The following is a 21,816-nucleotide window of genomic DNA, read 5'->3' as shown; positions in this document are numbered from 1 at the left end:
GGGCCGCCCCAAGCAAGTTCGCGCCCCCTCGGGGGGCAGCGAGCACACGAAGTGCGGAGCGTGGGGGCTGTCATGACCGCGGCGCCGATCCGCGGCGCGACCACGGCGCTGATCGTGATCGACCTGCAGAACGACTTTCTCGATGCCCGCGGTGCCTATGCGCGCGGCGGCGACAGCAACCCGCCTGCGCTGCTGCTGCCCGACCGCGTGGCGGCGGTGGCGCGCGCGCTCAAGACCGTCGGCGGCCTGGTCGCCGCGAGCCAGTTCACGCTGTGGCCCGATGCCGCCGGCGAGCCGATGGTGTCGCCGCACCTGAAGGCGCTGCGCCCGTACCTGCGCAAGGGCGACTTCGCGCCGGGCAGTTGGGGCCAGGCCAACGTCGATGCGCTGGCCGGCCTGGTCGACGTGGCGGTCAGCAAGGTCGCCTACTCGGCCTTCTTCAACACCCAGCTCGACTGGGTGCTGCGCCGCGCCGGCATCGATACCGTGGCCGTGTGCGGCATCGTCACCAACGGCGGGGTGGCGAGCACAGTGCGCGATGCCCACATGCGCGACTACCGCACGCTGGTGCTGGCCGACGGCTGCGCGGCGTTCGGCGAGGAGCGGCACCGGACCTCGCTGGCCGACATGGCCAACGTGGCCGAGGTGTCGGACTGCGCGGCGTTCGTGCAGGGGCTGGCATGAGCGTCTCGAGCGCAGCGCCGGCGCGCCGGGTCCGGCGCGCGTCCCGGATCGATGCCGAGATGCAGGTGGGCGTCGCGATCGTCGGCGCCGGTGCCTGCGGGCTCACGGCGGCGCTGATGCTGCACGACGCGGGCGTCGAATGCGTGGTGCTCGAACGCGACGCCGTGCCGAGCGGATCGACCGCGCTGTCCTCGGGCTTCATTCCGGCGCCCGGCACGCTCGCCCAGCGCCGGCAGGGCATCGATGGCGACAGTCCTGCCCGCTTCGCGGCCGACATCCAGGCCAAGGCGCATGGTCGCGCGGCGCCGGCCCTGGTGTCGGCCTATGCCGAAGCTGTCGGCCCGGCCCTCGACGCGCTGCAGGCCAGGCATGGCCTCGACTGGATCGTGCTCGATGGATTCCTCTATCCCGGTCACAGCGTCCATCGAATGCATGCGCTGCGGCAGAAGACCGGTGCCGCCCTGATGGCCGGCTTGCAGGCGGCCGTCGAAGCCGCCGGCATCCCGGTGCTGACACAGGCCCTGGTCGACACGTTGTGGCTCGATGAGTCAGACCGAGCGATCGGCGTCGGCTACCGCCGCCCCGACGGCCGCGAGGAAACGCTGGGTTGCGACGCGCTGCTGCTGGCTTGCAACGGCTTCGGCGGCAATGCGGCGATGGTGCGCGCGCTGCTGCCCGAGATGGCCGAGGCCGCCTTCGGTGGCCACGTCGGCAATGACGGCAGCGCCATCCTCTGGGGCGAGGCGATCGGTGCGCGGCTGCGCGACCTCGGCGGTTACCAGGGGCATGGCTCCTGGGTCACGCCGCAGGGCGCGCTGATGTCCTGGGCCGTGATGATGGAAGGCGGCGTGCAACTCAACCGCGAAGGCCGTCGCTTCCACGACGAGACCCAGGGCTACTCCGAAGCCGCGGTGCATGTGCTGGCGCAGCCGGGCGGCGTCGCCTGGAATGTCTTCGATGCGCCGCTGCTGGAGCTGGCGCGCGGCTTTCCCGATTTTTGCGAGGCCGAGGCGGCCGGCGCGCTCAGGCGCTGCGACGGCATGGCCGAGCTGGCGGCCTGCATCGGCTGCGATGCGGCCACGCTGCAATCGACGCTCGACGGGCTTCGCGCCGGCGCCGTGCAGGGCGATGGCCGTGTGTTCGCGCGTCCACTGGCCGCGCCGTACTTCGCGGTCAAGGTCACGGGTGCGTTGTTCCACACGCAAGGCGGCCTCGACGTCGGGCCCGACATGCGGGTCCTGCGCCAGGACGGCACCCCGCTGCCCAATCTGCTGGCCGCCGGCGGCGCCGCGGGCGGCGTGTCGGGCGATGCGGTCTGGGGCTATCTCTCGGGCAACGGACTTTTGAGCGCGGTCGCCGGCGGCTACATCGCGGCGCACACCGCCGCCGCGCTCTTCGATGAAAGGAAGGCTTCCCATGGCCGATGAGACATTCAAGGCGCGCCTGGCGCGCAACGACATCGTGCTGGCGCCCGGCGTCTATGACGCGCTGAGCGCCCTGGTGGCGGAGCAGGCCGGCTTCGAGGCGCTGTACCTGTCGGGCGCATCGATCGCCTACACGCGGCTCGCGCGCTCCGACGTCGGGCTCACCACTTTCACCGAGGTCGAGGACACGCTGGCGCGCATCACTGAGCGCGTCGGCCTGCCGGTGATCGTCGATGCCGACACCGGCTTCGGCAATGCGCTCAACACGCAGCGGACGGTGCGCGGCTTCGAGCGCGCGGGCGCGGCGATGATCCAGATCGAGGACCAGGGTTTCCCGAAGCGCTGCGGCCACCTCGACGGCAAGACCGTGGTGCCGGTGCGCGAGATGGTGGGCAAGCTCCAGGCCGCGCTCGATGCGCGCGCGTCGGCGCAGACCTTGATCCTCGCGCGCACCGATGCGGTCGCGGTCGAAGGGCTCGATGCCGCGCTCGATCGCGCGCAAGCCTATCTCGAGACCGGCGTCGACGCGCTCTTCATCGAGGCGCTGCGTTCGCCCGCGCAGATGGACGCCGCCTGCCAGCGCTTCGCCGATCGCGTGCCGCTGCTGGCCAACATGGTCGAGGGCGGCAAGACGCCGGTGCAGGACGCGGACGCGCTGCAGGCGCACGGCTTCCGCATCGCGATCTTCCCGGGCGGCACGGCCCGTGCGGTGGTGCACACGCTGCAGGGCTACTACGCAAGCCTGCAGGCGAATCGCACGACGCTGCCCTGGCGCGACCGGATGCTGGATTTCGATGGGCTGAACGAAGTGATCGGGACGCCCGAGTTGATGGCGGCGGGCAAGCGCTACGAGTGAGCCTCAAAGGCCCAGGAATTCCGCCATGGTCCGAGGATCTCGGTGCTGATGAAAGCAGGAAAGGATACTGACCCTCGGGTCGTCGATGACAAAGAACAGCGAATAGGGAAATCGATCGAGATTCGCTCGCCGAATTTCTTGTTCGACGCAGGGATAGAGGAAGGGATTGCGAGCCAGAAAGGTACTCGTTCGTTCCAGCTCGTCGATGAAGGCGTCGCCCATGCGGATGTGATCCTGGCCGTACCACGCGTAGGCCTCCGACGCCTCGAGCTGCGCCCAAGGCGTGTAGACAACCTCGAAATTCATCCCTTGCGAGCGTCGCTCAACAGGTTGGCTTTGAGCTGCGAGAACCCCACACCGGGCTCTTCCGGATGGGCGCGATGGTGCGCGAGTCGGGAACGAAGCTCGGCGCGCTGCGCCTCGGTGACGGGCGGGGCGGAGGCCTCGCTGTCGGCGCTGACGATCAAGGCTTCGCCGAGTGCCCGCTTCTCGGCGGCACTGAGGTGCTGAAGCTCTTGGTAGATGCGCGCGTTCATGTGAAAAAGAGTAGCACATCGTTTCGGTTTGGCAAAAGGCCGGCCAGTGGCGGCCTACACTGGCGGCCCCCAGAGGTGTAGGAGTCCATCATGCACATGAAGCGCCGAATGCTTCTTCTTTCCTTGGCCGCCCTTGGCCTCTCGGCCCACGCCGCCGACAGCCGCGACATCCAGCCGATCCGCCTGGTCGTCCCCTTCGGTGCCGGCGGCGTCGCCGACCTCACGGCGCGCGTGGTCGGCAAGGCGATGTCCAGCCAGCTGAACCAACCCGTGATCGTCGACAACCGCCCCGGTGCCGGCGGCGTGGTGGCCGGCACGATGGTGGCCTCGGCGGCGCCCGACGGCCTCACGCTGCTGCTGATGAGCAACGGCACGGCGGTCAGCGAGGGCTTGTTCCAGAAGCTTCCGTTCGACACCCGCAAGGACTTCGCGCCGGTCTCGCTGCTGGGCTATTTCGACATCGCGATCGTGGTGCCCGAGAAGTCGCCGCTGCGCAGCCTGGCCGACCTGGTGGCGGCCGCCAAGGCGCGGCCGGGCGCGCTGAACATCGGCACGGTCAACATCGGCAGCACCCAGCACCTGGCGGCCACGCTGTTCAAGAGCCGCGCCGGCATCGAGGCCCAGGTGGTGCCCTTCAACGGCACCCCGGCCGTGGTGACGGCCCTGCGCAGCGGCCAGATCGACGCCGGCGTCGAGATCCTGTCGCCGGTCATGCCGCAGATCACGGGCAAGGCGCTTCGCGTGCTGGCCGTGATGGGCGAGAAGCGCAATCCGGCCTTGCCCGATGTGCCCACGGCGGCCGAGGGCGCCGGGCTCAAGGGCTTCGACGTGCGTTCCTGGAACGCGCTGGCCGCGCCGGCCAAGACGCCGCGCGAGCGCATCGACCGGCTCAATCGCGCAGTCCGCGCGGCGCTGGCGTCGCCCGAGGTCCAGCAGCAGTTGGCGACGCTGAACGTGCAGCCGCGTGCCGGCAGCCCCGAGGAACTGGCGACGCTGCTCGACAGCGAGATCCACCGCTGGAGCGGCGTGATCGCCGCCGCGGGCATCCCACGGCAATAGCTTCCCTGTAGAGGTCGCACATGCAACTCGAACACATCGGAGTCATCGGCTACGGCGAAGTGGGAAAGACCTTCGCCTCGGGCCTCAGGGACAAGCCCGGCGTTCAATCCGTCGGTGCCTGGGACCTGAATTTCATCGACCCTGCGCGCCAGGCGGACGAGCAAGCGCACGCGGCGCGCGCCGGCGCGGTGGCGCAGGCGTCGATGCGCGCCCTGTGCCAGGCGAGCACGCTGGTGATCTCCGCCGTCACGGCGTCGAACACCCTGCGCGTGGCCGAGGAGGCGGCGCCGCACCTGCGCCCGGGCACGCTGTTCCTCGACCTCAACTCGGCCTCGCCGGGCACCAAGCAGCGCTGCGCGGCGCTGGTCGACGCGGCCGGTGCGCACTATGTGGAAGCCGGCGTGATGACCTCGGTGCCGCCCTACGGCATCCGCGTGCCGATGCTGCTCGGCGGCGAGCGGGCGGCGGCTTTGGCCGAGGCACTCGCCGCCTGGGGGCTGGACACCAAGGCGGTGAGCGAGCGCCTTGGCGTCGCCAGCGCGATCAAGATGAGCCGCAGCGTGATGATCAAGGGCCTCGAGGCGCTGGTCATCGAAAGCTACGCCACGGCGCGCGCCTACGGCGTCGAGGACCATGTGCTGCCGACCCTGCAGGAGACCTTCCCGAGCATCGACTGGAGCCGCCAGGGCGCCTACTTCTTCAGCCGCGTGGTCCAGCACGGCCAGCGCCGGGCCGAGGAGATGCGCGAAGCCGCCAACACGGTGCGCGAAGCCGGCTTCGCGCCGACCATGGCCGCGGCCATCGCGGAGAAGCAGCAGTGGGTGGCCGACCAGGCGAAGGCCGGCGTGTTCGACGGGCTCGACAAGCAGGCGACCTGGCAGGACTACGCCGACCGGCTGCTCGCCCAGCGAAGCAAGGACTGAGCCCCCACGCTCGTCACTTCGTGTACTCGCTGCCCCCCGAGGGGGAGCGGTCCGCCTTGGGGCGGCCCGGCGGCGGACCTTTCAACCCCGTAGCAGCGTCTCGCCGGTCTTGCGGATCAGCTCGAGCGTCGCGTGCTGCGTCAGGGTGGCGCGGCGCAGCGCGCTGACCGCGGTGAACACCGGGATGCGCAGCGGCGGCGACACGATCTCACGCAGGGTGTAGGCCGACGGATTGATCGAGCGGATCACCGCGTTGCGCGACAGGATCGCGAAGCCGGCGCCGTCGGCAACCAGGTCGAGCATCGCCGAGACGCCGTCGATCTCGAGCGCGACCCTCGGCGTGCAGCCGACGCCGGCCATCTCCGATTCGACATACATCCGGATGGCGTTGGGCCGGCTCGGGATCACCAGCGGCAGCCGTGCCACCTCCGCCAGGGTCAGGGGGGCGGGCGGCGGATCTTCCTGCAGGCCGGGCGGCCGGCGCCCGACCAGCATCAGCGCCTGGTCCAGCAGCCGCTGGACGTCCAGCCCGGGCATCGGGCGGGCGTCGTAGAGCACCGCGATGTCCAGCCCGCCATGCAGCAGCTGGTCCTGCATGGCGGTCGAGAGGTTCTCGCTGATCGACAGCTGGGCCTGCGGCATCTGCTCGCGGAAGGCGCGGGTCAGCGGCACGGTCAGCACCCGCGCGATGCTCGGCGGCAGCCCCACGGCCACCCGCCCGGCCAGCGAGCCGCGCACCCGGTCGAGCTCCTCGCGGGCGCGCTCCACCTGGTGCAGGATTCCGCGCCCGTGGGCCAGCAGCACCTGGCCGGCCTCGGTCGGCGTCGCGCCGCGGCCGTTGCGCACCAGCAGGTTCTGCCGCAGCTCGACCTCGAGCAGGCGCACCTGGCGGCTCAGCGCCGGCTGGGCGACCTTGAGCGCCACCGCGGCCCGCGTGAAGCTGCCCAGTTCGGCGACGCGCACGAAATACGCCAGCTGTTTCAGGTCCAAGGGTCGCCTCCAGGCTCGGACTCGGATGATATGCCGTTTTGTTCTAGCTGCTAGTGGCTTATGGCGGATCGAGTAGGGCCATCCCGCCGCACAATCCGCCAAACGCGCCCGCCAAAGGGCCTGGAGACAAGGCGAAAAGCATGCAGAAGACCGCAATCAAGGGTATTTCGTCGATGGCCACCCGCCAGGTGCTGGCCGACCTCGTGGCCGCCTTCGAGGGCCGTTCGGGCGCTTCGGTGTCGATCGAATCGGTCGGCGGCGTCGATGCCGCCAAGCGGGTGCAGGCGGGCGAGGCCTTCGACCTCGTCATCCTGGCCTCCGACGCGATCGACAAGCTGATCGCCGCCGGCCGCGTCGATGCCGCCAGCAAGACCGACCTGGTGCGCTCCGGCGTCGCGGTGGCCGTCAAGGCCGGCGCGCCGCACCCCGACATCGGCTCCGAGCAAGCGCTTCGCAGCGCCGTGCTGGCCGCCCGCAGCCTCAGCTACTCCACCGGCCCGAGCGGCGTCGCGCTGGCCGCGCTGTTCGAGCGCTGGGGCATCGCCGAAGAGATCAAGCCCCGCATCGTCCAGGCCCCGCCGGGCGTGCCGGTCGGCACGCTGGTGGCCCGCGGCGAGGTCGAACTGGGCTTCCAGCAGCTCAGCGAGCTGATCCATGTCCAGGGCATCGACCTGCTCGGCCCGATGCCGGCCGCGATTCAGATCGTCACGACCTTTTCAGGCGGCGTCTGCAGCGGATCGACCCAGGCCGAGACCGCGCGTGCAATGCTGGCCTTCATGGCCTCGCCCGAGGCCGACGCGGCGAAGCGCGCCCAGGGCATGGACCCGGCTCAACGCAACTCGCAGGAAATCTCGGGATCATGAAAAAGCAAGACAACGCGCCGCTCGACGTCCAGGCGTTCTTCAATGCGCAAGGCTTCTCCGGCTACCAGTGGCTGATCTTCGGCCTGTGCTTCCTGGTGGTGCTGCTCGACGGCTTCGACACCGCCGCCATCGGCTACATCGCGCCGTCGCTGATCGGCGAGTGGGGGGTGGCCAAGCCCGCGCTGGCGCCGGTGCTCAGCGCGGCGCTGTTCGGGCTGGCAGCGGGCGCCTTGAGCGCCGGTCCGCTGGCCGACAAGTTCGGCCGCCGCGCCGTGCTGACCGCCTCGGTGCTGGTGTTCGGCCTGGCCAGCCTGGCGTCGAGTTTCTCGGGCAGCCTGGACAGCCTCACCGTGCTGCGCTTCGTGACCGGCCTGGGCCTGGGTGCCGCGATGCCGAATGCCGTGACCTTGACCAGCGAATATTGCCCGGACAAGCGGCGCGCGATGCTGACCAATGCGATGTTCTGCGGCTTTCCGCTGGGCGCGGCCTTCGGCGGCTTCCTGGCCGCCTGGATGATCCCGCACTGGGGCTGGCGCAGCGTGCTGCTGCTGGGCGGTACGGTGCCCGTGGTGCTGGCGCTGCTGATGCTCGTGGCGCTGCCCGAATCGGTGCGCTACATGGTGGCCAGGGGCCAGCCGGCCGAACGCATCCGCCGGGTGCTGGCGCGCATCTCGGCGACCGCCGCCGCGGCGACCTCGTTCGTGCTGACCGAGCGCCAGGCCGCAGGCCCGGTGGCAGGCAGCGGCATGGCGGTGGTGCTGGGGCGCAACCACCGCATCGGTTCGTTCATGCTGTGGCTGGCCTACTTCATGGGGCTGGTCATCTTCTATGCGCTGATCAACTGGATGCCGATCCTGCTGAAGGATGCCGGCATGGATCCCCACAAGGCCGTGCTGGTGTCGGCGCTGTTCCCGCTGGGCGGCGTGGGTGCCGTGTTCTTCGGCTGGCTGATGGACCGTTTCAACGCCAACCGGATCATCGCGGTGGGCTATGCGCTGACGGCCCTGTCGGTCTACCTGATCGGCCAGGCCGTGGGCAACGACGGCCTGCTGGTGGCGATGGTGTTCGTCGCCGGCACCCTCATGAACACGGCGCAGTCGTCGATGCCGGCGCTGGCCGCGGCCTTCTATCCCACGCAGGGGCGGGCCACCGGGGTCGCCTGGATGCTGGGCATCGGCCGCTTCGGCGGCATCGCGGGCTCGTTCCTGGTGGCCGAACTGGCGGCCCGCAGCCTGGGCTTCGACCGCATCTTCACCATCGTGGCCATTCCGGGCCTGATCGCCACCGCGGCGCTCGTCGTCAAGCAGTGGACCCATCCGCATGCGCCGCGCGAACTGAGTCTGCGCGATGCCGCCGCCGGACCCGCGGCCCATTGATTCCTTCACCGTCATCGACCTTTCAGTCCCAGGAGCACACGACATGATCATCGACGTCCACGGTCACTACACGACCGCCCCCGCTGCGCTCGGCGCCTGGCGCGACCTGCAGATCGCCAGCCTCAAGGACCCGTCCAAGGCGCCCAAGGCCGCAGATCTCAAGATCAGCGACGACGACATCCGCGAGACCATCGAGAGCAACCAGCTCAAGCTGATGAAGGAGCGCGGCTCCGACCTGACCATCTTCAGCCCGCGCGCCAGCTTCATGGCGCACCACATCGGCGACTTCAACACCTCGTCGACCTGGGCGGCGATCTGCAACGAGCTCTGCTATCGCGTGAGCCAGCTGTTCCCGGACCACTTCATCCCGGCGGCGATGCTGCCGCAGTCGCCCGGCGTCGACCCCAAGACCTGCATCCCCGAGCTGGAGCGCTGCGTCAAGGAATACGGCAACGTCGGCATCAACCTGAACCCGGACCCGAGCGGCGGCCACTGGACCAGCCCGCCGTTGAGCGACCGCCAGTGGTACCCGATCTACGAGAAGATGGTCGAGTACGACATCCCCGCGATGATCCATGTCAGCACCAGCTGCAACCCGGCCTTCCACACCACCGGCTCGCACTACCTCAATGCCGACACCACGGCCTTCATGCAGTGCCTGACTTCGGACCTGTTCAAGGACTTCCCGACCCTGCGCTTCCTGATCCCGCACGGCGGCGGCGCGGTGCCCTACCACTGGGGCCGGTTTCGCGGCCTGGCGCAAGAGCTCAAGAAGCCGCTGCTCGACGAGCACCTGCTCAACAACATCTACTTCGACACCTGCGTCTACCACCAGCCCGGCATCGACCTGCTGAGCACGGTGATCCCGGTCAAGAACGTGCTGTTCGCCTCGGAAATGATCGGCGCCGTGCGCGGCATCGACCCGACCACCGGCCACTACTACGACGACACCAAGCGCTACATCGAGTCGAGCAAGATCCTGAGCGACGCCGACCGGTTCCAGATCTACGAAGGCAATGCGCGCCGCGTGTTCCCGCGGCTCGACGCCGCATTGAAGGCCAAAGGCCTCTGATCCATTTCAAGGAGACATGACCATGTACGAACTCGGAGTCGTCTATCGCAACATCGAGCGCGCCGACCGCGCCACGGCCGACGCCCTGGCCAAGCTCGGCTCGGCCACGGCGCACGAGGCCATGGGCCGCGTGGGCCTGCTCAAGCCCTACATGCGGCCGATCTATCCCGGCGTGCAGGTGTCGGGCACCGCGGTCACGGTGCTGCTGCAGCCCGGCGACAACTGGATGATGCATGTGGCGGCGGAGCAGATCCAGGCCGGCGACATCGTGGTGGCGGCGGTCACGGCCGAATGCACCGACGGCTACTTCGGCGACCTGCTCGCGACCAGCTTCCAGGCCCGCGGCGCCCGCGCGTTGATCATCGACGCCGGCGTGCGCGACGTGAAGACGCTGCAGGAAATGAACTTCCCGGTCTGGAGCCGCGCCATCTCGTCCAAGGGCACCATCAAGGCCACGCTCGGCTCGGTCAACATCCCGGTGGTCTGCGCCGGCATGCTGGTCACGCCCGGCGACGTGATCGTGGCCGACGACGACGGCGTGGTCTGCGTGCCGAAGGCGATGGCCGCCAAGGCGCTCGAAGCGGCCGTGGCACGCGAAGCCAACGAGGGCGCCAAGCGCGAGAAGCTGGCCTCCGGCGTGCTCGGCCTCGACATGTACAAGATGCGCGAGCCCCTCGAGAAGGCCGGCCTGCGCTACATCGACTGATTTCCCTTTCTCTTGATTCCAACCATGCAAGTCACACGACGCTCCCTGACGCAGCTCGCCCTGGCCGCCGGCGCGCTCACCGCCGCGGCGCTCCCGATGGGCGCCTTCGCGCAGCATTTCCCGACCAGGCCGGTGCGCATCATCACGCCGTTCCCGGTCGGCGGCGGCCCCGATGGCGTCGCCCGCCTGGTGGCCGACAAGCTCTCGCGCGCCTGGGGCCAGCCGGTGGTGGTGGAGAACCGTCCGGGCGGCAACGGCTTCATCGCCATCGATGCCTTCAAGCGCGGCGCCAAGGACGGCACCGACATGATCGTGCTCGACAACGTGCACCTGGCGGCCTATCCGTCGCTGTTCAAGAAGCTGCCCTACGACCCGGTGAAAGACTTCGACACGCTGCTGCCGCTGTTCAAGACCTACTTCTTCTTCACGGTCGCGACCGACAGCAAGTACAAGACCGTCGGCGACATCATTGCAGACGCCAAGGCCCATCCGGGCAAGCTCAACTTCGGCTCCTGGTCGATCGGCAACCCGGTGCACCTGGGCTCCGAGATGTTCGCCTCCGCCACCGGCATCAAGATGGAGCACGTGCTCTACAAGGAAACCACACAGCTCTACACCTCGGTCTCGACCGGCGAGCTGTCCTTCGCGCTCGGCAGCGCCGCCACCGCGGGCCCGCTGCAGCGCGCCGGCAAGCTGCGCTTCCTGGCCGTGGCCGCGCCGCAGCGCCTTGCCAGCTTCCCGGACGTGCCGACGGTGGGCGAGTCGGGCGGCCCGAAGGGCTTCGAAGTCACGGGCTGGAACGCGATCGCGGTGCCGCCGGGCCTGCCCGCGGCCGTCACCGACAAGATCAGGAAGGACGTCGAGGCCGCGCTGGCCAGCCCCGACGTGCAGGAGAAGTTCAAGAGCTTCGGCTATGAGCCCTTCCCGACGACCCGCGACCAGTTCAACCAGTTCGTCAAGACCGAGACCCAGCGTTTCGGCGACGTGATCCGCAAGGCCAACATCACCCTGGACTGAGACCATGACCACTTTCACCAAGACCCCCGGCTGGCTCGACTGGTACGCAGGCCCGTCGAAGCCGCGCTTCAAGGTGCCGCCCGGCAGCGTCGACGCGCACTGCCATGTGTTCGGCCCGGGCGACCAGTTCCCGTTCGCGCCCGAGCGCAAGTACACGCCCTGCGACGCCTCCAAGGACCAGCTGTTCGCGCTGCGCGACCACCTCGGCTTCGACAAGAACGTGGTCGTGCAGGCCACCTGCCACGGCGCCGACAACCGCGCCATGGTCGATGCGCTGAAGTCCTCCAACGGCCGTGCCAAGGGCATCGCCACGGTCAAGCGCAGCATCAGCGACGCCGAGCTCAAGGAACTGCACGACGCCGGCGTGCGCGGCGTGCGCTTCAACTTCGTCAAGCGGCTGGTCGACTTCACGCCCAAGGACGAGCTGCTCGAGATCGCCAACCGCATCGCGCCGCTGGGCTGGCATGTGGTGATCTACTTCGAGGCGGTCGACCTGCCCGAGTTGTGGGACTTCTTCACCGCGCTGCCGACCACCGTGGTGGTCGACCACATGGGCCGCCCCGACGTCAGCAAGCCCATCGACGGCCCCGAGTTCGAGCTGTTCCTGAAGTTCATGCGCGAGCACACCAATGTCTGGAGCAAGGTGAGCTGTCCCGAGCGCCTGTCGCTCACCGGCCCGAAGGCGCTCGACGGCGAGCAGGCGGCCTACCAGGACGTCGTGCCTTTCGCCCGCAAGGTGGTCGAGAGCTTTCCCGACCGCGTGCTGTGGGGCACCGACTGGCCGCACCCGAACCTCAAGGACCACATGCCCGACGACGGCCTGCTGGTCGATTTCATCCCGCAGATCGCGACCACGGCCGAGCTGCAGCGCAAGCTGTTGGTCGACAACCCGACGCGCCTGTACTGGCCGGAGCTGAAGTAATGTCCCTCGACAAGCCCTACAAGGACGTGCCCGGCACGACCATCTTCGACGCCGAGCAATCGCGGCTCGGCTACCACCTGAACCAGTTCTGCATGTCGCTCATGAAGGCCGCCAACCGCGAGCGCTTCAAGGCCGACGAGCGGGCCTACCTCGACGAGTGGCCGATGACCGAGGAGCAGAAGCAGGCCGTGCTGGCACGCGACCTCAACCGCTGCATCGCGCTCGGCGGCAACATCTACTTCCTGGCCAAGATCGGCGCCACCGACGGCAAGAGCTTCCAGCAGATGGCCGGCAGCATGACCGGCATGACCGAAGAGGAATACCGCGACATGATGATCAAGGGCGGCCGCTCGGCCGAAGGCAACCGCTACGTCGGCGAGGACGGCGACGCGCAGGCACAGCACCAGCCGCAAGGCGCGGCCGGCCGCAAAGGACACTGACATGGCACGCATCACCGCATCCGTCTACACCTCGCACGTGCCCGCCATCGGCGCGGCGCTCGACCTCGGCAAGTCGAACGAGCCCTACTGGAAGCCGCTGTTCGCCGGCTACGACTTCTCCAAGCAATGGATGAAGGACAACAAGCCCGATGTCGTCTTCCTGGTCTTCAACGACCACGCCACGGCCTTCAGCCTGGACATGATCCCGACCTTCGCGATCGGCACTGCCGATTCGTACCAGCCGGCTGACGAAGGCTGGGGCCCGCGTCCGGTGCCGGTCGTGAAAGGCCACTCGGCGCTGGCCTCCCACATCGCGCAGAGCGTGATCCAGCAGGACTTCGACCTCACCATCGTCAACAAGATGGACGTCGACCACGGGCTCACGGTGCCGCTGTCGCTGATGTGCGGCCAGCCCGAGGCCTGGCCCTGCCCGGTGATTCCGTTCGCGGTCAACGTGGTGCAGTACCCGGTGCCCAGCGGCCGGCGCTGCTTCATGCTCGGCCAGGCGATCCGCCGCGCCGTCGAGTCCTTCGATGAAGACCTGAACGTGCAGATCTGGGGCACCGGCGGCATGAGCCACCAGCTGCAGGGCCCGCGCGCCGGCCTGATCAACGCCGAGTGGGACAACAAGTTCCTTGACCGCCTGATCGCCGACCCCGACGGCCTCTCGAAGGTGCCGCACATCGACTACGTGCGCGAAGCCGGCTCCGAGGGCATCGAGCTCGTGATGTGGCTGATCGCACGCGGCGCGATGGCCGACGTCGCCGGCGGCAAGCCGCCGAAGGTGGCGCATCGCTTCTTCCATGTTCCCGCGTCCAACACGGCCGTGGGCCACCTCATCCTGGAGAACCAACAATGACCAAGACCATCAAGGTTGCCCTCGCCGGTGCCGGCGCCTTCGGCATCAAGCACCTGGACGGCATCAAGAACATCGACGGCGTCGAAGTCGTCTCGCTGGTCAGCCGCGAGCTCGACAAGACCCGCGAAGTGGCTGCCAAGTACGGCATCGGCCACGTCACGACCGACCTCGCCGACTCGCTGGCGCTGAAGGAGGTCGACGCCGTCATCCTCTGCACGCCGACCCAGATGCATGCCTCGCAGAGCATCGCGGCACTCAAGGCCGGCAAGCACGTGCAGGTCGAGATCCCGCTGGCTGATTCGCTCAAGGACGCGCAGGCCGTGGTCGACCTGCAGAAGCAGACCGGGCTGGTCGCGATGTGCGGCCACACGCGCCGCTTCAACCCGAGCCACCAGTGGGTGCACAAGAAGATCAAGGCCGGCGAGTTCAACATCCAGCAGATGGACGTGCAGACCTACTTCTTCCGCCGCACCAACATGAACGCGCTGGGCCAGGCGCGCAGCTGGACCGACCACCTGCTGTGGCACCACGCCGCGCACACGGTCGACCTGTTCGCCTACCAGGCCGGCAGCCCGATCGTGAAGGCCAATGCGGTGCAGGGCCCGATCCACCCGACCCTGGGCATCGCGATGGACATGTCGATCCAGCTGCAGGCGGCCAACGGCGCGATCTGCACGCTGTCGCTGTCCTTCAACAACGACGGCCCGCTCGGCACCTTCTTCCGCTACATCGGCGACACCGGCACCTACATCGCGCGCTACGACGATCTGTTCACCGGCAAGGAAGAAGCGATCGACGTCTCGAAGGTGGACGTGTCGATGAACGGCATCGAGCTGCAGGACCGCGAGTTCTTCGCCGCGATCCGCGAAGGCCGCGAGCCGAATTCGAGCGTGGCGCAGGTGCTGCCCTGCTACCAGGTTCTGCAGCAGCTGGAACAGCAGCTGCAGAGCTGAGCCGCGCCATGCACACGCGTCAACTCGGCCCTTTCTCGGTCAGCGCGATCGGCCTGGGCTGCATGAACCTGAGCCATGCCTACGGCGTGCCGCCGTCGGCGGAGCAGGGCGAGCGCCTGCTGCTGGCGGCACTGGATGCCGGCGTGACCCTGTTCGACACGGCGGCGCTCTACGGCTTCGGTGCCAACGAGCAGCTGGTCGGGCGGGTGCTGAAGCCGCACCGCAGCGCCTTCACGCTGGCCAGCAAGGGCGGCATGGCGGGTGTGCGCGGCGACGACGGCACGCTGCGCCGCGTGATCGACGGCCGCCCGGCCACCTTGCGCCGCAACTGCGAAGACAGTCTGCGGAACCTGCAGACCGAGGTCATCGATCTCTACTACCTGCATCGCTGGGACAAGTCGGTGCCGATCGAGGAGTCGGTGGGCGAGATGTCGCGCCTGGTCGAAGAGGGCAAGGTGCGCGCGCTGGGCCTGTCGGAGGTCTCGGCGGCGACCTTGCGGCGCGCGCATGCGGTGCACCCGATCGCCGCGGTGCAGAACGAATATTCGCTCTGGAGCCGCAACACGGAGATCGGCGTGCTCGAGGCCTGCCGCGAGCTGGGCGCGGCGCTGGTGGCCTTCAGCCCGCTGGCGCGCGGCTTCCTGTGCGACGTGCTGCACGACGTGTCGACGCTCGACGCCAAGGACATCCGGCGCGCGATGCCGCGCTTCTCGGCCGAGAACTACCCGCGCAACCTGGCGCTGCTGCCGGCCTACACCGCGCTCGCGAAAGAGGCCGGCTGCACGCCGGCGCAGCTGGCACTGGCCTGGCTGCTGTCGCGCGGCGAGCATGTCATCCCGATTCCCGGCACGACCCGTCTCGCCCACCTGAATGAAGACCTGCAGGCCGAGCAGGTCCGGCTGTCGCCCGAACTGGTTGCGCGGGTCGACGCGGTGATCAACCAGCGCACCGTGAGCGGTGCGCGCTATGGCGCGCAGAGCAGCACCGAGGTGGATACCGAGGTGTTCGAGGATTGAGAGGCGAGCTGGCCGATCAGCCGGCAAGCACCTCCCGCCAAAGCTCACGCGCCCGCGCCTGGTAGCTGCGGGTCGCCTCGATCAGCGCCCGCCGCGGCGCGCCGGGCTGGATCGCCTCGGGCAGCAGCGGATCGCGCACGATGCCGCGGATCACCGTGCGCCCCACCAGCAGCGTCTCGCGGGCCGCCGCCTCGGGCGCCAGGCGCGGCAGGCGCGCGTTGCTGTCCTCGATCAGCTTCAATGCGCCGCGATAGGCGGCGGACAGTGCCTGAACGTCCCACAGCGCCCGCATTCGCGCAGCGGCATCGGCGTCGAAGCCGCTGCCGCCGAACACCAGGCTGCCCGCCGCCAGGCCGAGCCGGGCCAGCGCCGCGCGCATCGCCTCGGCGCCGCCGTCGAGGTTGTCGGGCCGCACCGAGAGGCCCGCGGCCAGCGTGCGAAACCCGTTCAGGTCGAGCGCCCGCAGGTGGTGCCGCCAGGCGGTCTTGTCGCTGCGTGGCACGTCGCCGTCATGCACCAGCAGCCAGCCGCCGGCCCACTGGCCCATCCGGCTCTCCTTTTCGAACCAGTGCTGCACCTCGTAGTGCACCGAGTTGCCCTGCAACTGCACGGCATAGCAGCCGCGTCCGGTCTTGACGATCCGGTCCTGGCCCAGCAGGCGCGTCAGCGCCACCCGCACGCTGGGCGTGCTGAGTCGCATGATCTCGCCCGCGCGCGCGAGCGTCTGCACCGTCATGTGCGGCTCGGGATGGGTGATCAGCAGGTCGAGCACCAGGTCCGCAGCCGAAGGTTCGCCTTCTTCGATGTTATGAATTATGTCCATCTAAGTGAAAACGTGTAATCTTTCTTATTCTGCCGCCGATATTATTTTCATTGAAATATCAATGGAGCAAGCGAATGGCGGGTTCTTTCATCCGTACCGAGGTCGACGGCCCAGTGTGCACGATCATCCTGGACCGCCCCGCGGTGCGCAACGCGGTCGACGGCCCGATGGCGATCGATCTGCGCCGCGCCTTCGAAGCCTTCGAGGCCGACGACACGCAGCAGGTGGCGGTGCTGTGGGGTGCCGGCGGCCATTTCTGCGCCGGTGCCGACCTGAGCGCCGTCGGCGATCCTTCGCGCCGCCACGAGCTCGACCCCCACGGCGGCGGCAGCGGGCCGATGGGCCCCTCCCGCATGGCGCTGTCCAAGCCGCTGATCGCCGCGGTCAGCGGCTATGCCGTGGCCGGCGGCCTCGAACTCGCGCTGCTGGCCGACCTGCGCGTGGTCGAGCGCGATGCGGTGTTCGGCGTCTTCTGCCGTCGCTGGGGCGTGCCGCTGATCGATGGCGGCACCGTGCGCCTGCCGCGCATCGTCGGCATGGGCCGGGCGCTCGACATGATCCTGACCGGCCGTCCGGTGGCGGCCGACGAAGCGCTCGCGATGGGCCTGGCCAGCCGCCTGGTCGACCCAGGCACTGCGCGCGAGGCTGCCGAGGCCCTGGCGCGCGAGATCGCTGCCTTCCCGCGCCGCTGCATGCTGGCCGATCGCGCGTCGGCCTATGGCCAGTGGGATCTCCCGCTGGCAGAGGCGCTGCGCGCCGAAGGCGCCCAAGGCGTCCCGGTGGTGTTCGAGGAAGCCGTTGCGGGCGCCGCCCGCTTCGTCCAGGGCGCCGGCCGCCACGGCAGCTTTGGCCAATAGGAACCGAACATGGCCCCCACCACTCTCGACCTGATCCGCCGCGGCGCCGCCCAGCACGGGCCCCGCACCGCCGTCAGCTTCGGCGGCCGCAGCCTGAGCTTCGCCGAGGTCGATGCGCTCAGCGCCCGCCTGGCCCACGCACTGCGCGCCCGCGGCGCCGAGCCCGGCACGCGCATCGCGCTGCTGGTCAACAACAGCCTCTACAGCGTGCCGCTCGACTTCGCCTGCGTCAAGGCGGCGCTCAACCGCGTCCCGCTCAATGCCCGGCTGTCGCTGCCCGAGCACGTGCGCATGCTGCAGGACACCGGCTGCCGCCTGCTGGTGTTCGGGGCCGACCTGGCCGAGCGCGCCGCCGCACTGCGCGAGGCCCTGCCGGGTCTGGACTGCCATGGCCTCGATGCCAGCCTGCCCGGCGGCACCGACCTGATCGCCACGGCCGCGCAGCAGCCGGCGCGCGACCCCGATCTTCAGGTGAGCGCCGACGACGTGATCCTGACCCTGTTCACCTCCGGCACCACCGGCACGCTGAAGGCCGCGCAGCACACGCAGGGCTCCTATGCCGCGATCTGCCGCAACGTGCTGCTCAACCTGCTGCCCGCGACTCCCGACGACGCGATGCTGCATGCCGCCTCGCTGATCCACGCCAGCGGCGTCTTCGTCCTGCCCTTCTGGCTGCGCGGCGGCCGCACCGTGATCCTGCCTGGCTTCGAGCCCGAGTCCTTCCTGGCTGCGATCGAGCGCGAACGCGCCACCGCGATCAACCTGGTGCCGACCATGCTGCAGATGCTGGTCGAGACGCCGGCCATGGCGACTTGCAATGTCGATGCGCTGCGCTACGTGATCTACGGCGCTTCGCCGATGCCGCGCCCCGTGATCGAGCGCGCGATGGCACTCTGGGGCCAACACCGCTTCTGGCAGTACTACGGCCAGACCGAGGTACCGCTGTGCCTGGCGGTGCTGCGGCCCGAAGACCATCATGGCGAGCGTCTGGGCGCCTGCGGCCAGCCGGCCGTCGAGGTCGAAGTGCGCCTGCTCGACGAGTCCGGCCACGACGTGGCGCCGGGCCAGCCCGGCGAGATCGCGGTGCGCGCGCCGTCGGCGGTGGCCGGCTACCACTCGGCGCCCGAGCTCACGGCAGAGACCTTCAAGCCCGACGGCTGGGTGCTCACGCGCGACGTCGGCGTGTTCGACGAGCACGGCTTCCTGTTCCTCAAGGACCGCACCTCCGACATGATCGTCAGCGGCGGCTACAACGTCTATCCGCGCGAGGTCGAAGAGGCGCTGCTTGCCCATCCCGCGGTGCGCGAATGCGCGGTGGTCGGGCTGCCCGACGACAAGTGGGTCGAGGCGGTCACCGCGGTGGTGGCGCTTGCCCCCGGCCACGCCGCAAGCGATGCGCTGGCGGCCGAGCTGATCGCGCAGGTCGCGGCCCGGCTGGCGTCGTACAAGAAACCGCGGCGCGTGATCTTCGCCGAACAGATTCCGAAGACCGCGGTGGGCAAGCTCAACCGCCGCGCCCTGCGCGATCGCCTGCGCGCCGCATCCGACCCGCCGGCCTGAAGCGCCGGCCGGTCAGCGCGGAACAAGAGACGGCCGAAGCCCTCCGCCGCCACACCGATCTGTCACACCACCCAGGGAGAGAACAATGCAGACACGCGACATTCGAAAGGCCGGCCGCTGGCTGGCCGTGGCCGCCCTCGCAGGCAGCGCCCTGCTGGCGCAGGCCCAGAAGCGCTACGACCCCGGCGCCACCGACACCGCGATCAAGATCGGCAACACCATGCCGTACTCCGGGCCGGCGTCTGTCTACGGCACCGTGGGCAAGAGCGCGGCCGCCTACTTCCGCAAGGTCAACGCCGAGGGCGGCATCGGTGGCCGCAAGATCGAGTTCATCTCGCTCGACGATGCCTACAGCCCGCCGGTGGCCGTGGAGCAGACCCGCAAGCTGGTCGAGCAGCAGAAGGTGCTGCTGATCTTCGGCCCGCTCGGCACGCCCACCAATGCCGCGACCCAGAAGTACCTCAACATCAGGAAGGTGCCGCAGCTCTTCGTGAGCTCGGGCGCCGAGCGCTGGGGCGACCACCGCCAGTTCCCGTGGAGCATCGGCTTCAACCCCACCTACGTGACCGAAGGCCGCATCTACGCCGCCCACATCCTGGCCAGCCGGCCCGATGCCAAGGTGGCGGTGCTCTACCAGAACGACGAGTTCGGCAAGGACATCGTGCGCGGCTTCCTCGATGGCCTCGGCGACAAGGCCAGATCGATGGTCGTGGCCCAGGCCAGCTACGAGGTCAGCGACCCCACGGTCGACAGCCAGATCATCAGCCTCAGGAGCTCGGGCGCCGACACGCTGATGAACTTCTCGCAGACCAAGTTCGCGGCCCAGACCATCCGCAAGATGGCCGCGATCGGCTGGAAGCCCGCGCACTACCTGACCAACGTGTCGAACTCGGTGGCGGCGGTGCTCAAGCCGGCCGGCGCCGAGCATGCGAAGGGCCTCCTCACCGCCACCTAGCTGCGCGATCCGAGCGACGCCCGCGACACGCCGGAAGGTCGCGACTTCGCGGCCTTCATGAAACAGCACTACCCCGAGGGCGACCCGAACGACACGCTCAACGTCACGGGCTACTCGATGGCGCAGGCGCTGGTGCAGCTGCTGACCCAGGCCGGCGACGATCTGACCCGCGCCAACCTCATGAAGCAGGCCGCGAGCCTCGACATGACCTTGCCGATGCTCTATCCGGGCATCCGCCTGAAGACCGGGCCCGACAACTTCTATCCGATCCGGCAGATGCAGCTGGTGCGCTTCGACGGCACCGGCTATGAGAAATTCGGCGGCCTGCTCGGGCCGTGAACACGCCTTCAACCGGCGCGCCGCTGCTGCGCGTGCAGGCGGTGACGGTGCGCTTCGGCGGCATCGTGGCGCTCGATGCGGTGTCGTTCAGCGTCGAGGCCGGCCAGATCTGCGGCCTGATCGGTCCCAATGGCGCCGGCAAGAGCACCGTCTTCAACTGCCTCTCGCGCATCTACGACTGCGGCGCCGGAAGCATCGAGTTCGATGGCCGGCGCATCTCGACATTGCCGCGCCACCGCATGGCGGGCGAGGGCATCGGCCGCACCTTCCAGAACCTCGCGCTGTTCGGCAGCATGAGCGTGCGCGAGAACCTGCTGGTCGGCTGCCATGGCCGGCAGCCGGCCGGCTTCGTGGGCGCCCTGCTGCGCCTGCCCGGCGAGCGACGCACGGAGCGCGAGGCGCAGGCGAGGGCGGACGAGCTGCTGCGCTTCCTGGCGCTCGAAGACTGCGCCGAGCGCATCGTGGCCGACCTGCCCTTCGGCACCCAGAAGCGGGTCGAGCTCGGTCGCGCGCTCTGCGGCCGGCCGCGCCTGCTGCTGCTCGACGAGCCGGCCTGCGGGCTCAACCATGAAGAGCTCGAAGGCCTGGCCGCGCTGATCCGCGAGATCCGCGACCGGCTGGGCGTCACGGTGCTGCTGGTCGAGCACCACATGGGCCTGGTGATGGCGATCTCCGACCAGGTGGTGGTGCTGAACTTCGGCCGCAAGATCGCCGAGGGCACGCCGACCGCGGTGCGGCAGCACCCCGAGGTGATCCAGGCCTACCTGGGAGGCGCCCATGCCGATGCTGCTTGAAGTCGAGGGGCTGCATGCGGCCTATGGCGCGAGCCGCGTGCTGCACGGCATCGGCCTGTCGATGCGCGCCGGCTCGGTCACCGCGCTGCTCGGCGCCAACGGCGCCGGCAAGACCACGACCCTGCGCGCGCTGTGCCAGATGGCGGTGCGCACCACGGGCACGATCCGCATCGGCGGCGAGCGCGCCGACGGCCGGCCCACCGAGCGGATCGTGCGGCTCGGCGTCGCCCACGTGCCCGACGGCCGCGGCACCTTCCTCGCGCTGAGCACCGAGGAGAACCTGCGCCTGGGCGCCTATGGGCGGCGCGACCGCGCGGGCGTCGCCGAAGACTTCGAGCGGGTCTACGGCTACTTCCCGCGGCTCAGGGAACGCAACGGCCAGCAGGCCGGCACCTTGTCCGGCGGCGAGCAGCAGATGCTGGCGATCGGCCGGGCACTGATGTCGCGGCCGCGCCTGCTGCTGCTCGACGAGCCCTCCTTCGGGCTCGCGCCGCTGGTCGTGCGCGACATCTTCGAGATCATGCGGCGCATCAACGCGGAGCAGGGCGTCTCGATCCTGCTGGTCGAGCAGAACGCCGCGCTGGCGCTCGACATCGCCGATTCGGTCTATCTCATGGAGAGCGGCCGCATCGTGCTGCACGGCACGCCGCAAGAGGTCCGCGGCAATGACGCGGTGCGCCGCGTCTACCTCGGCGGCTGAATGTGGCCCCCACGCTTGCCACTTCGTGTGCTGCGCTGCCCCCCGAGGGGGCCGCAGCCGCCTTGGGGCGGCCCGGCGGCGGCTGAATGTGG

At 69.3% G+C, this 21,816-nt stretch carries 23 protein-coding genes and 1 pseudogene; 20 read left to right on the top strand and 4 right to left on the bottom strand.

What is annotated here, in order from left to right; genetic code table 11:
- The first annotated feature begins 72 nt into the window (after positions 1-72).
- The 3 genes from QTI17_RS15070 to QTI17_RS15060 are packed head-to-tail and all read left to right on the top strand — an operon-like array spanning position 73 to position 2,964.
- Entirely contained in the window at positions 73-684 is a 612-nt protein-coding gene (locus QTI17_RS15070) for a cysteine hydrolase family protein (RefSeq protein ID WP_286534406.1), read from the top strand.
- Positions 681-2,111, top strand: a complete 1,431-nt coding sequence (locus QTI17_RS15065; RefSeq protein WP_286534073.1) for an FAD-dependent oxidoreductase — start codon at positions 681-683, stop codon at positions 2,109-2,111. The genes QTI17_RS15070 and QTI17_RS15065 overlap by 4 nt, the downstream gene beginning before the upstream one ends.
- Complete coding sequence (locus QTI17_RS15060; RefSeq protein ID WP_286534072.1) at positions 2,101-2,964, top strand: isocitrate lyase/PEP mutase family protein; 864 nt, start codon at positions 2,101-2,103, stop codon at positions 2,962-2,964. The genes QTI17_RS15065 and QTI17_RS15060 overlap by 11 nt, the downstream gene beginning before the upstream one ends.
- Before the next feature lie 3 nt (positions 2,965-2,967).
- Here QTI17_RS15060 and QTI17_RS15055 read toward each other — a convergent pair whose 3' ends face one another.
- Complete coding sequence (locus QTI17_RS15055) at positions 2,968-3,270, bottom strand: type II toxin-antitoxin system RelE/ParE family toxin (RefSeq protein WP_286534071.1); 303 nt, start codon at positions 3,268-3,270, stop codon at positions 2,968-2,970.
- Positions 3,267-3,500, bottom strand: coding sequence for an addiction module protein (locus QTI17_RS15050; RefSeq protein WP_286534070.1), 234 nt, complete (start codon positions 3,498-3,500; stop codon positions 3,267-3,269). The genes QTI17_RS15055 and QTI17_RS15050 overlap by 4 nt, the downstream gene beginning before the upstream one ends.
- A 96-nt stretch (positions 3,501-3,596) precedes the next feature.
- Here QTI17_RS15050 and QTI17_RS15045 point away from each other — a divergent pair, with 96 nt between their 5' ends.
- Positions 3,597-4,559, top strand: a complete 963-nt coding sequence (locus QTI17_RS15045; protein ID WP_503011061.1) for a Bug family tripartite tricarboxylate transporter substrate binding protein — start codon at positions 3,597-3,599, stop codon at positions 4,557-4,559.
- A 20-nt stretch (positions 4,560-4,579) separates the two neighbouring features.
- Positions 4,580-5,482, top strand: a complete 903-nt coding sequence (locus QTI17_RS15040; protein WP_286534068.1) for an NAD(P)-dependent oxidoreductase — start codon at positions 4,580-4,582, stop codon at positions 5,480-5,482.
- 81 nt (positions 5,483-5,563) lie between these two features.
- On the opposite strand, the gene QTI17_RS15035 is transcribed toward QTI17_RS15040, so the two are convergent.
- Entirely contained in the window at positions 5,564-6,472 is a 909-nt protein-coding gene (locus QTI17_RS15035; protein WP_286534067.1) for a LysR substrate-binding domain-containing protein, read from the bottom strand.
- Positions 6,473-6,612: 140 nt separating this feature from the next.
- Here QTI17_RS15035 and QTI17_RS15030 point away from each other — a divergent pair, with 140 nt between their 5' ends.
- From QTI17_RS15030 to QTI17_RS14985, 10 genes are read left to right on the top strand one after another with little or no spacing between them, the layout of a single operon-like run.
- Positions 6,613-7,335: a substrate-binding domain-containing protein gene (locus QTI17_RS15030; protein ID WP_286534066.1), complete on the top strand. Its 723-nt coding sequence runs from the start codon at positions 6,613-6,615 to the stop codon at positions 7,333-7,335.
- Entirely contained in the window at positions 7,332-8,711 is a 1,380-nt protein-coding gene (locus QTI17_RS15025; protein ID WP_286534065.1) for an MFS transporter, read from the top strand. Before QTI17_RS15030 ends, QTI17_RS15025 begins: the two co-directional genes overlap by 4 nt.
- 43 nt (positions 8,712-8,754) lie before the next feature.
- Positions 8,755-9,783 carry an amidohydrolase family protein gene (locus QTI17_RS15020; RefSeq protein ID WP_286534064.1) on the top strand — a complete coding sequence of 343 codons (1,029 nt, stop codon included), beginning with the start codon at positions 8,755-8,757 and terminating at the stop codon, positions 9,781-9,783.
- Positions 9,784-9,805: 22 nt separating this feature from the next.
- The gene (gene ligK, locus QTI17_RS15015) at positions 9,806-10,489 is read left to right on the top strand and encodes a 4-carboxy-4-hydroxy-2-oxoadipate aldolase/oxaloacetate decarboxylase (protein WP_286534063.1); all 684 of its coding nucleotides are present in this window, start codon (positions 9,806-9,808) and stop codon (positions 10,487-10,489) included.
- A 24-nt stretch (positions 10,490-10,513) separates the two neighbouring features.
- The gene (locus tag QTI17_RS15010) at positions 10,514-11,506 is read left to right on the top strand and encodes a Bug family tripartite tricarboxylate transporter substrate binding protein (protein ID WP_286534062.1); all 993 of its coding nucleotides are present in this window, start codon (positions 10,514-10,516) and stop codon (positions 11,504-11,506) included.
- A gap of 4 nt (positions 11,507-11,510) precedes the next feature.
- Positions 11,511-12,428: an amidohydrolase family protein gene (locus QTI17_RS15005; RefSeq protein ID WP_286534061.1), complete on the top strand. Its 918-nt coding sequence runs from the start codon at positions 11,511-11,513 to the stop codon at positions 12,426-12,428.
- The gene (gene ligA / locus QTI17_RS15000; RefSeq protein WP_286534060.1) at positions 12,428-12,868 is read left to right on the top strand and encodes a protocatechuate 4,5-dioxygenase subunit alpha; all 441 of its coding nucleotides are present in this window, start codon (positions 12,428-12,430) and stop codon (positions 12,866-12,868) included. Before QTI17_RS15005 ends, ligA begins: the two co-directional genes overlap by 1 nt.
- 1 nt (position 12,869) lies before the next feature.
- Positions 12,870-13,727, top strand: coding sequence for a class III extradiol dioxygenase subunit beta (locus QTI17_RS14995; protein WP_286534059.1), 858 nt, complete (start codon positions 12,870-12,872; stop codon positions 13,725-13,727).
- On the top strand, positions 13,724-14,680 hold the full coding sequence (locus tag QTI17_RS14990; protein WP_286534058.1) for a Gfo/Idh/MocA family oxidoreductase: 957 nt from the start codon (positions 13,724-13,726) through the stop codon (positions 14,678-14,680). Before QTI17_RS14995 ends, QTI17_RS14990 begins: the two co-directional genes overlap by 4 nt.
- Before the next feature lie 8 nt (positions 14,681-14,688).
- Complete coding sequence (locus tag QTI17_RS14985; protein WP_286534056.1) at positions 14,689-15,696, top strand: aldo/keto reductase; 1,008 nt, start codon at positions 14,689-14,691, stop codon at positions 15,694-15,696.
- Between the two features lie 16 nt (positions 15,697-15,712).
- On the opposite strand, the gene QTI17_RS14980 is transcribed toward QTI17_RS14985, so the two are convergent.
- Positions 15,713-16,519, bottom strand: coding sequence for a PaaX family transcriptional regulator (locus tag QTI17_RS14980; protein WP_286534055.1), 807 nt, complete (start codon positions 16,517-16,519; stop codon positions 15,713-15,715).
- Positions 16,520-16,593: 74 nt separating this feature from the next.
- Here QTI17_RS14980 and QTI17_RS14975 point away from each other — a divergent pair, with 74 nt between their 5' ends.
- The 5 genes and pseudogenes from QTI17_RS14975 to QTI17_RS14955 all read left to right on the top strand — a co-directional run bounded on the left by QTI17_RS14975 (position 16,594) and on the right by QTI17_RS14955 (position 21,724).
- Positions 16,594-17,376, top strand: coding sequence for a crotonase/enoyl-CoA hydratase family protein (locus tag QTI17_RS14975; protein WP_286534054.1), 783 nt, complete (start codon positions 16,594-16,596; stop codon positions 17,374-17,376).
- Positions 17,377-17,385: 9 nt separating this feature from the next.
- Positions 17,386-18,936, top strand: coding sequence for an AMP-binding protein (locus QTI17_RS14970; RefSeq protein ID WP_286534053.1), 1,551 nt, complete (start codon positions 17,386-17,388; stop codon positions 18,934-18,936).
- Between the two features lie 85 nt (positions 18,937-19,021).
- Positions 19,022-20,230, top strand: a pseudogene (locus QTI17_RS14965) (ABC transporter substrate-binding protein).
- Complete coding sequence (locus QTI17_RS14960) at positions 20,227-21,024, top strand: ABC transporter ATP-binding protein (RefSeq protein WP_286534052.1); 798 nt, start codon at positions 20,227-20,229, stop codon at positions 21,022-21,024. Before QTI17_RS14965 ends, QTI17_RS14960 begins: the two are co-directional and overlap by 4 nt.
- Complete coding sequence (locus tag QTI17_RS14955; RefSeq protein ID WP_286534051.1) at positions 21,008-21,724, top strand: ABC transporter ATP-binding protein; 717 nt, start codon at positions 21,008-21,010, stop codon at positions 21,722-21,724. Before QTI17_RS14960 ends, QTI17_RS14955 begins: the two co-directional genes overlap by 17 nt.
- Positions 21,725-21,816 lie beyond the last annotated feature (92 nt).

Source organism: Variovorax sp. J31P179 (assembly GCF_030316985.1).
In the GTDB taxonomy this organism is placed as follows: domain Bacteria; phylum Pseudomonadota; class Gammaproteobacteria; order Burkholderiales; family Burkholderiaceae_C; genus Variovorax; species Variovorax ginsengisoli_B.
The sequence above is the reverse complement of the archived record's forward strand: the minus strand, read 5'-3'. Positions and strand labels throughout refer to the sequence as shown.